9 protein-coding genes are annotated in these 9,492 nt (G+C 65.7%); 6 read left to right on the top strand and 3 right to left on the bottom strand.

Annotation, left to right across the window (positions count from 1 at the left end; translation table 11 throughout):
- Nucleotides 1–4: 4 nt before the first annotated feature.
- From mpl to VM621_RS00855, 5 genes are all read left to right on the top strand, one after another.
- Complete coding sequence (mpl, locus tag VM621_RS00835; protein ID WP_325467096.1) at nt 5–1,363, top strand: UDP-N-acetylmuramate:L-alanyl-gamma-D-glutamyl-meso-diaminopimelate ligase; 1,359 nt, start codon at nt 5–7, stop codon at nt 1,361–1,363.
- A gap of 10 nt (nt 1,364–1,373) precedes the next feature.
- Entirely contained in the window at nt 1,374–1,976 is a 603-nt protein-coding gene (locus tag VM621_RS00840; RefSeq protein WP_325467097.1) for an LON peptidase substrate-binding domain-containing protein, read from the top strand.
- A 10-nt stretch (nt 1,977–1,986) separates the two neighbouring features.
- Complete coding sequence (locus VM621_RS00845; RefSeq protein WP_325467098.1) at nt 1,987–2,802, top strand: NAD(P)-dependent oxidoreductase; 816 nt, start codon at nt 1,987–1,989, stop codon at nt 2,800–2,802.
- 211 nt (nt 2,803–3,013) lie between these two features.
- Nucleotides 3,014–4,348, top strand: a complete 1,335-nt coding sequence (locus VM621_RS00850; RefSeq protein ID WP_325467099.1) for a sigma-54 dependent transcriptional regulator — start codon at nt 3,014–3,016, stop codon at nt 4,346–4,348.
- Nucleotides 4,349–4,747: 399 nt separating this feature from the next.
- Nucleotides 4,748–5,995: an acetylornithine/succinylornithine family transaminase gene (locus VM621_RS00855; RefSeq protein WP_325467100.1), complete on the top strand. Its 1,248-nt coding sequence runs from the start codon at nt 4,748–4,750 to the stop codon at nt 5,993–5,995.
- Between the two features lie 147 nt (nt 5,996–6,142).
- On the opposite strand, the gene hemL is transcribed toward VM621_RS00855, so the two are convergent.
- Both hemL and thiE read right to left on the bottom strand, forming a co-directional pair.
- Nucleotides 6,143–7,423: a glutamate-1-semialdehyde 2,1-aminomutase gene (gene hemL, locus VM621_RS00860; protein ID WP_325467101.1), complete on the bottom strand. Its 1,281-nt coding sequence runs from the start codon at nt 7,421–7,423 to the stop codon at nt 6,143–6,145.
- Nucleotides 7,420–8,067, bottom strand: coding sequence for a thiamine phosphate synthase (gene thiE / locus VM621_RS00865; RefSeq protein WP_325467102.1), 648 nt, complete (start codon nt 8,065–8,067; stop codon nt 7,420–7,422). The genes hemL and thiE overlap by 4 nt, the downstream gene beginning before the upstream one ends.
- 96 nt (nt 8,068–8,163) lie before the next feature.
- On the opposite strand from thiE, the gene VM621_RS00870 reads away from it, so the two are divergent.
- Nucleotides 8,164–8,355 (top strand): rubredoxin, encoded by a 192-nt coding sequence (locus VM621_RS00870; protein ID WP_325467103.1) that lies wholly within the window; start codon nt 8,164–8,166, stop codon nt 8,353–8,355.
- A gap of 389 nt (nt 8,356–8,744) precedes the next feature.
- Here the strand turns inward: VM621_RS00870 and VM621_RS00875 are convergent, their stop codons facing one another.
- Nucleotides 8,745–9,188 carry a DUF192 domain-containing protein gene (locus VM621_RS00875; protein WP_325467104.1) on the bottom strand — a complete coding sequence of 148 codons (444 nt, stop codon included), beginning with the start codon at nt 9,186–9,188 and terminating at the stop codon, nt 8,745–8,747.
- Between the last annotated feature and the right edge of the window lie 304 nt (nt 9,189–9,492).

Below are 9,492 nucleotides of genomic sequence, written 5' to 3' on the forward strand. Positions count from 1 at the left end.
ACCGATGCGCGTCCATATTCTCGGTATCTGCGGCACCTTCATGGGCGGCGTCGCCGCGCTCGCACGCGAACTCGGCCTTACGGTCGAGGGCTCGGACGCCAACGTCTACCCGCCCATGAGCGACCAGCTCGAAGCCCTCGGCATCGGCCTGATGCAGGGCTACAAGGCGGAATACCTGCAGCCGGCGCCCGACCTCGTCGTCGTCGGCAACGCGATGACACGTGGCAATCCCGCGGTCGAGTACATGCTCGACGAAGGCCTGCGCTATATCTCCGGGCCGCAGTGGCTGGGTGAAACGCTGCTTGGCGGCCGCGAGGTGCTGGCGGTGGCGGGTACCCACGGCAAGACCACGACCACCAGCCTGCTCGCCCACCTGCTCGAATCGGCCGGTCTCGCGCCGGGCTTTCTGATCGGCGGCGTGCCCGGCAACTTCGATGTCTCCGCGCGCCGCGGCGAGGGCAAGCCCTTCGTCATCGAAGCGGACGAATACGACTCGGCGTTCTTCGACAAACGCTCCAAGTTCGTCCACTACCGCCCGCGCATCGCGATCCTCAACAACCTCGAATACGACCACGCCGATATCTTTCCCGACGTGGCCGCCATCCAGCGCCAGTTCCACCACCTGGTGCGTACCGTGCCGGGTAACGGTCGCCTCATCGTCAACGCGGAAGATGCCTACCTCGCCGAAGTCCTGGCAATGGGTGCGTGGACGCCGGTGGAAACCTTCGGTATCGACACGGGCGACTGGCGCGCCGAACTGATCGCCGCCGACGGCTCGCATTTCCGTGTGCGCCGGGGCGAGAGCGTTCTGGGCGAGATCCGCTGGCACTCGCTGGGCCGGCACAATGTGATGAATGCACTGGCCGCCCTGGCCGCCGCGACGGCGGCGGGCGCCGATCCGGTGGCCCTGCTGCCGGCGTTTGCCCGCTTCGCCAGCGTGCGTCGGCGCATGGAAGTGATCGGCGAGAGGCGCGGGGTCACCGTCTATGACGACTTCGCGCACCACCCGACGGCGATCGCGACGACGCTGGCGGGCCTGCGTGCGAAGGTCGGCGGTGCTCGCATCGTCGTCGCCCTCGAACCGCGTTCCAACTCCATGCGCCTTGGCGCGCATGCCGATGCCCTGGCGCCCTCGCTGGCCGACGCCGATCGTGTGGTCTTTCTGCATCGTCCCGAACTCGCCTGGGATGCGGCACGTGTGACTGCCGCGCTGACGGGTCGCGGTACGGCTGTGCCGACGGTCGATGCACTGGTCGCCAGCCTGGTCGCGGATACGCAGGAGGGCGATCATGTCGTCTTCATGTCCAACGGGGGCTTCGAAGGCGCACCGCGCCGCTTTTTTACCGCGCTGCACGCGGGTTAGACTGGCGGGCATGGCTGCCACCACGCCCGGACAAGACTATCCGCTGTTCCCGTTGACCAACGTCCTCTTTCCGGGCGGTCAGCTGCAGCTGCGCATTTTCGAGCCGCGCTACATCGACCTCGTGCGCGAGTGCGCACGGACCGGCCGGCCCTTCGGCGTCTGCATGATCCTCGAAGGCAGCGAATCCGGTCAGCCGGCGGTGCCCGCCGCGGTCGGCACGCTGGCCACCATCACGGACTTCCATACCGGCGAAGATGGCCTGCTCGGCATCGTGGCCGAAGGCGGCCTGCGCTTTCGCGTCACGCGCACGCGCATCCGCTCCGATGGGCAAGTACGTGGGGACATCGCCACCTGGCGCGCCGAAGACATCGCGCCACTTCCGCCCGAGTTCGGCCTGCTCGCCACCATCCTCGAGCGCCTGGTCGACCAGATGCAGCCACCGTGGCGGCACGACGTGGCGACGCGTTCGGACGACGCCAGCTGGGTGGGCTTCCGCCTTTCCGAGTTGCTGCCGCTGGATCCGAACGAGTGTCAGCACATGCTCGAACTCGACGACCCGCTCGAGCGGCTCGCCGAATTGCGTGACATCCTCCCGCGCTTCCAGCGCCCCTGAAAGGACCGCAATGACTTCACTCGCAGGGAAGACGCTCTTCATCACCGGCGCCTCTCGTGGCATCGGCCTGGCCATCGCGCTGCGCGCGGCCCGTGACGGCGCCAACATCGTTATCGCCGCGAAGAGCAGCGTCGCCAATCCGAAGCTGCCTGGCACGATCCACAGCGCCGCCGCGGAGATCGAAGCGGCGGGCGGCCATGCCTTGCCGCTCAAGGTCGATATCCGCGAGGAATCCGAAGTGCGCATGGCGGCCGCCACGGCAGCCGAACGTTTCGGCGGCATCGACATCGTCGTCAACAACGCCAGCGCCATCTGGCTGGCCGGCGTGGAAAACACGCCGATGAAGCGCTTCGACCTCATGCAGCAGGTCAACACGCGCGGCACCTTCCTGACGACGCAGGCCTGCCTGCCCTACCTGAAGAACGCGGAGAACCCGCAGGTGCTGATGCTCTCGCCACCGCCGAGCATCGACCCGAGGTGGTACGAACCCCATGTCGCGTACACCATTGCCAAGTTCGGTATGAGCCTGTGCGTGCTCGGCATGGCGCCCGAATTCAAGTCGCTGGGTATCGGCGTGAACGCGCTATGGCCGAAAACCGTGATCGCCACGGCGGCGATAGCCATGATCGACGGTGTCCGGCCTGAAAACTGTCGCCGGCCCGATATCGTCGCGGACGCCGCGCACGCGGTGCTTACCCGTCGCTCGCGCGACTTCACCGGGCGGTTCTATATCGACGAAGACGTGCTGCGCGAGGAGGGCGTCACCGACTTCGACCATTATGCCGTCGCCGCCGGCCAGCCGCTGCTACCGGATTTGTTTCTATAGCTAGCGCGCCGATGCACCCGTATGGCTCTGGAGGCTAGCCCGTTTGGTGTATGGCCGCTTTCGGCACGCCGGTATAACTTCGCTCCCAGTCGCTGTTGTCTGACACACGCGCGACGATGTGGGGCTTGCCGGCCTGCAGGGGTGCCGGCGGCGGGTCCAGGAGTGAATCCGCGAAGCCGACAGCAGGCCACGTAACGGGTGAGGAGCAGGCATGTCGCGCGGGGAAATGTCGGGGCGCTGTGTCGTCTGGGTAGGCAGGCCGAGCGTTGAAGAACACTTTGGTCTGCTTCGGGCGGGCTGGCGCACCCTGGTTGCCGATCCGGCGAGCCAGAGCGACGCACCACCCGAATGCGGCGACGCGGCCATTGCCGTGGTCGACCTCCGGGCCAGTGCGCTGGCGGCCGTTCGCATCCTTCACCAGTTGCGTGAAAGCCATCCGGGCATGGCCTGGATCGGGCTGACGGGATCGCGCACCCCCGCCCACGAGCCCTCGATCCGCCTGGCACTGCCGCAGGCCCTGGAAATCATCGACGGGGCATCCTCGTTCACCGCCCTGCGCCAGGCCCTGCAACGGGCTCCCGGCGATGCGCCCGCGCCGGTCGACAGCCGGCCGAGCATCCTGACCGGCGACAGCCCGGCGATCCGCACCCTTTCCATGAACATCCGCAAGTTCGCGCCGGTCGAACTGCCCCTGCTCATCACTGGTGAGACCGGAACCGGCAAGGAAATGGCCGCCCGGGCGCTACACCAGTTGTCGCCGCGTCACGAACGGCCTTTCGCCGCGATCAACTGCGGCGCCCTGCCGGCCAACCTGGTCCAGTCCGAGCTGTTCGGCCACGAGCGTGGTTCGTTCACCGGCGCCACGGCGCGACGCATCGGCCATTTCGAGTCCGCCGATGGCGGCACGGTTTTCCTGGACGAGATCGGCGACCTGCCGCTCGACGCCCAGACCAACCTGCTGCGGGTGCTCCAGGAGGGCACGATCGAACGCATCGGCAGTTGCCAGTCCATCAAGGTGGACGTGCGCGTCCTGGCTGCCACCCATGTGGACCTCGAGAAAGCCGTTTCACAGGGCCGATTCCGCGAGGACCTGTTCTATCGTCTCAACGTACTTCGCCTGCGCATGCCGCCATTGCGGGAACGCAATGGCGATATCGAGCTGTTGGCCCAGTACTTCCTCGACACCTTCCGCGAGAGTTACGGTACCCGGGCACGAGCTTTCAGTACCACCGCGCGCAAGGCCATGAATGCGTTCGCGTGGCCGGGCAACGTCCGCGAACTGATGAACCGCGTGCAGCGAGCGGCCGTGATCGCCGACGACGCGCTGATCACGCCGGAAGACCTCGAGCTGAGCGTGGACCTCCCTGGCAACGATCGGGACAGCCTGGGCAGTGCCCGCACCTCGGCCGAACGCGAGGCGATCGTCGACTGCCTGCGCGCGAGCGCCTTCAACATCAGCGAGTGCGCACGGCGCCTGCGCGTCTCCCGCGTGACCGTCTACCGACTGTGCAAGAAGCACCAACTCGCCCTCGATCAGCTGCGCTGAGCGGCTTCGGCCCTCTCCCTGACACGGAGTGAAGAAAACTCCCGGCCCTCTGGGGACCGGGAGTTCCCATTCGTCGTCCGGCTTGGCAGGGTCGTCGGGCGAGCGAACATCGCGGGCTTCACAGGGCCTTGTGGACTAAGGGAGCAATGGTCGTGCCACGGGGGCCTTCCTTTGATTCGCAAGGAATTTCCGGGCAGGCCGTTGAAACCGGGCGTTCAGGCGATGTAGCGACGTGTAACAAAACGTTGCAACGGCGGTACACGCGCGCGTTGTCGGCTCGGCCCGCGGCCCATATGATGAACGGGTTTCGGATCGATGTCGGACCGCAGAGCGTACCGTGCGATTCCATCCGTTCCTGTAGGGGTCTCGGCGCTGCGGCCGGGGCCCGGAGTAGGCACCATGTCGTCGCACCCTGTCGAACCCTCCGATCTCGTTGGCTTGGGCAAGCGTTATTGGCTGTCCGTTTATCGCCCGCGCGATGTCATCCTCGACCACGGGAAGGGATCCCGCGTCTGGGATACGGAAGGCCGCGATTACATCGATTTTGGCGCCGGTATCGCCGTGAACGCGCTCGGCCACCAGGATCCGGACCTCGTCGCCGCGCTGGTCGGCCAGGCCCACAAGCTCTGGCACGCCAGTAACGTCTTCTACTCCGAGCCCCCGCTGCGCCTGGCCCAGGAGCTGGTCGAACTGTCGCCCTTCGCCGAGCGCGTCTTCCTGTGCAACTCCGGCACCGAGGCCAACGAGGCGGCGATCAAGCTGGTGCGCAAGTGGGCCGCCTCGAAAGGGCGGCCGCCCGAGAAGCGGGTCATCGTGACCTTCAAAGGCTCGTTCCATGGCCGTACCCTCGCCGCCGTGACGGCGACGGCCCAGCCGAAGTACCAGGAAGGCTATGAGCCGCTGCCGGGTGGCTTCCGCTATGTGCCGTTCAACGATCCGGTCGCGCTCGAAGAAGCCATGGCGCATGGCGATGTCGCCGCCGTCATGCTCGAGCCGGTGCAGGGCGAGGGCGGCGTCATGCCTGCCGAGCAGGGTTTCCTGAAGAAGGTGCGCGAGCTATGCGACGCGCACGACGCCCTCATGGTGCTCGACGAAATCCAGTGCGGCATGGGCCGTACGGGTACGCTCTTCGCGCATACCCACGACCATGTCACGCCCGACATCGTCACCCTGGCCAAGGCGCTCGGTGCCGGTTTCCCTATCGGCGCCATGCTGGTCGGGGCCAAGGTGTCCGAGGTGATGCAGTTCGGCGCCCACGGCACCACCTTCGGTGGCAACCCGATGGCGGCGGCGGTCGCGCGCGTCGCGCTGGCGAAGATCGCTTCGCCGGCGGTCATGCTCAACGTGGAACGTCAGGCCAACGACATCCGCAACGGCCTCAACAAGCTCAACCACGAGTTCCATCTGTTTTCGGAGATTCGCGGTCGCGGCCTGATGATCGGCGCCGTACTGGACGATGCCTACAAGGGGCGTGCCAGCGAAATTCTCGACCTCGCCGCCGCGCATGGCCTGTTGCTCCTCCAGGCCGGCCCGGACGTACTGCGCATCGTCCCGCCGTTGACCATCACCGATGAAGAAACCGCCGAAGGCCTCCAGCGGCTCCACGCCTCGCTGGCGGCTTTCGCGCAGGAGGCGAAAGTCGCCTGACGGTCGCTTGGCGATCCAACCCCATCGCCGGCACAGCCGGCTCCCACACAAGGCAATGAAACTCGTGTGGGAGCCCCTTCGAAGCCCGCGTGGAGGCGAAGCCGCCTCGAAGCTCGTGTGGGAGCCGCTTCAGCGGCGATACCCAGATTACTTCAACGTCGCAAAAACCTCGGCAGCCGTCGCGATCGTCGCAGCGATGACCTCGTCGTCGTGCGCGCTGGAAACAAAGCCCGCCTCGAACGCCGACGGCGCCAGATACACGCCCCGTTCCAGCATGCCGTGGAAGAAGCGGTTGAACGCGGCGACATCCGCCGTTGTGGCCTGCGTATAGCTTTCCACCGTTTCATCGGTGAAGAACAGACCGAACATGCCGCCGACGCGGTTCACGCTGAACGGCACGCCTGCTTTCTTCGCTTCGGCAAGGATGCCGTCGGTGAGTCGAATGGTGCGGGCGGCCAGGTCCTCGTAGAAGCCGGGCGCCTGGATCAGCTGGAGCATGGCAAGGCCGGCGGCCATCGCCACCGGATTGCCGGACAGCGTGCCGGCCTGGTAGATCGGGCCCGATGGCGCGATCTGCTCCATGAGGTCACGGCGGCCGCCATAGGCACCTACCGGCATGCCGCCGCCGATGATCTTGCCGAAGCAGGTGAGGTCGGGCGTGATGCCGTAGTGGGCCTGCGCGCCGCCAAGGGCGACACGGAAGCCGGTCATCACTTCGTCGAAGATCAGCAGCACGCCATGTTCCGTGCACAGTTCGCGTAGCGCCTGCAGGTAACCTTGCTTCGGCGGAATGCAGTTCATGTTGCCGGCGACCGGCTCGATGATCAGGCCCGCGATCTCCTTGCCTTCCTGCGAGAACAACAGCCTTGCGGCGTCGATATCGTTATACGGGAGGGTGAGCGTCAGGTCGGCCGAGGCCTTGGGCACACCGGGCGAGGTCGGCACGCCGAAGGTGAGCGCGCCCGAGCCGGCCTTCACCAGGAAGCTGTCGCCATGGCCGTGGTAGCAGCCCTCGAACTTGACGATCTTCGATCGGCCGGTCGCGCCGCGGGCAAGACGGATGGCCGACATCGTCGCCTCCGTGCCCGAATTGACCATGCGCACCATGTCCACGGAGGGGATCAGCGCGACGATCGACTCGGCCATGGTGACTTCGGCGGGGCAGGGCGTGCCGAACGACAGGCCGTTGCGGACGGCGCGCTCGACCGCCTCGCGTACCGCCGGATGGTTATGGCCGACGATCATCGGGCCCCATGAGCCCACGTAGTCGGTATAGCGCTTGCCTTCGACGTCCCAAAGGTAGGCGCCGTCGGCGCGCTCGGTGAAGAACGGCTCGCCGCCGACGGACCGGAAAGCGCGCACAGGCGAGTTCACGCCGCCGGGCAGCAGCTTCTGGGCACGGGCGAAGAGGTCATGGTTCGTGGTCATCGAATGATTCCGGGGCGTGGGTCGAAGAGGTTGGCGAACTGCCGGGTTGCCGTCTGGATGTCCGCGGCCGCGAAAATGGCGGATACCACGGCCAGGTAATCGGCGCCGGCGTCGATCACTGCCCGCCCATTGTCGGGGGTGATGCCGCCGATCGCCACGACGGGAAGGCCCAGGGCCTTCGCCTGCGTCACTACGTCGTGCGATACCACCGCCGCGTGCGGCTTCGTCGTCGACGGGTACATCGCGCCAAGGGCCAGGTAATCGGCGCCTTCGGCCTGAAGCTGGCGCGCGCGGTCGATCGACCCATAGCAGGAGACGCCGATGATGGCGTCCGGGCCCAGCGCCGCCCGGGCCTCGGCGATCGACACGTCCTCCCGGCCCAGGTGAACGCCGCCACCGACCTCGAGGGCGAGTGGCACGTCGTCATTCACTATGAGAGGCACTTCGTAGCGCGCGCACATGCTGGCCAGTTCGGCCGCCTCGGCGCGGCGCCGCTCGGCGTCCGCGGTCTTGTCCCGGTACTGCAGGAGGCGGGCGCCGCCGGCAAGGGCGGCCTCCACGGCGGCGAACAAGTCGTCGCGGGGCCCGTCGGTGATGGCGTAGACGCCCTGGCCGCGGAGTCGGGTTCGGAGGAGGGTGGTCATGGAAATCCTTGGAATGTGACGGTGGCGCGCTAGCCTCGTTGCGCCGGAGGGTGACAGAATGGGTGACTTCCTTGCTTCACGACAGTACGCAAAGCCATGAGCCAGAGCACCGAAACCACCCTTCGCAAATGGATGTGCGTCGTTTGCGGCTTTATCTACGACGAGGCCCTGGGCCTGCCCGAAGAGGACATCGCGCCGGGCACCCGCTGGGAAGATATCCCGGATACCTGGACGTGCCCGGACTGCGGCGTGACCAAGGACGACTTCGAAATGGTCGAACTCGACTGACAGTGTGAGAGCCGATTCATCGGCCCGATGTGGGAGCCGACTCATCGAGCGGATGTGGAAGCCGATTCCTCGACCCGATGTGGAAGCCGATTCATCGAGCGGATGTGGGAGCCGATTCATCGGCGAAAAGCCAACGGAGCGGAGAAGCCTCACCGCCCCGATCACCGGATGGTGCTGACAGCATTTAGCCCCATTCGGTCACCGATAAGGCTCGAAAGCCTGCTTCCATAGTCCCCAGGCCACGCAATGTGTGCCGATTCGTGGAGGAAGCCCGATATGCAGCGATTCATTCCCTTCGACGACCAGTGGGACGAACTGGCTGGCATCGATCCGGCCGCGCTTGTCCCATATCACGTCGGCGTACCGTGCGAGCATGGTTTCTTGGCGGATCAGCGCACCGCGCCGGGGTCGCCGGTAATGGTCAGCGGCTCGCCCAGCTTCAGCCCCAGCCTGCCCGCCGTCCCCGCCGGAAGCTCGAGAACGTAACGCGCCGCCCCGTCGCTGGGATAGATGGCACAGGGATCGGCCTTGCAAGGTTGCGCGTTGAGCTGCATGGAAACGAGCTTGCGCGCACCGTCGAAGTACAGGATGTCCAGCGGGATGAGCGTGTTCTTCATCCAGAAGGCCCGCGGCTCATCGTTCGGGAAGAAGAAAAGCATGCTGTGATTGGCCTTCAGTTCGGTCCTGTCCATCAGGCCATGCTCACGTGAGGCGTCGTCCGTGGCGAACTCCGTGGTGAAGGTCGTGCCGTGCAGCGTGACGGCGGGAGGTGTTGCAGCGTGGGCGCCCAGCGACAGGAAAATCAGTGCCGCGGGAAGAAGCCGTCCGTACATTTTTTTACACCTTATTAGTGTGAGCGGAAGTTATAAGTCTACCGTGTGACTTTTTTTCAGAAAGATGTCGAAAACCCCTTCACAGAAGTGCTCCCCGAGCCTATACTTCTCTTCTGGTCGCGACGAAAGTCACCCACGCGACAGTTCCTCGGCTCCACCAACCACCTCGAAAAAAAGATTCACGAGGGTGTTGACGGAAACGAAAAACGATATAGAATGGGCGGCTCACCTCGGGACGAAATGTTCAGAGGGCAACACCACAAAGTGTTGCAAGTGATTGATCTTTGACAGTGTGCGCAGGTGA

Origin of the sequence: Luteibacter sp. (assembly GCF_035539195.1) — a bacterium.
In the GTDB taxonomy this organism is placed as follows: domain Bacteria; phylum Pseudomonadota; class Gammaproteobacteria; order Xanthomonadales; family Rhodanobacteraceae; genus Luteibacter.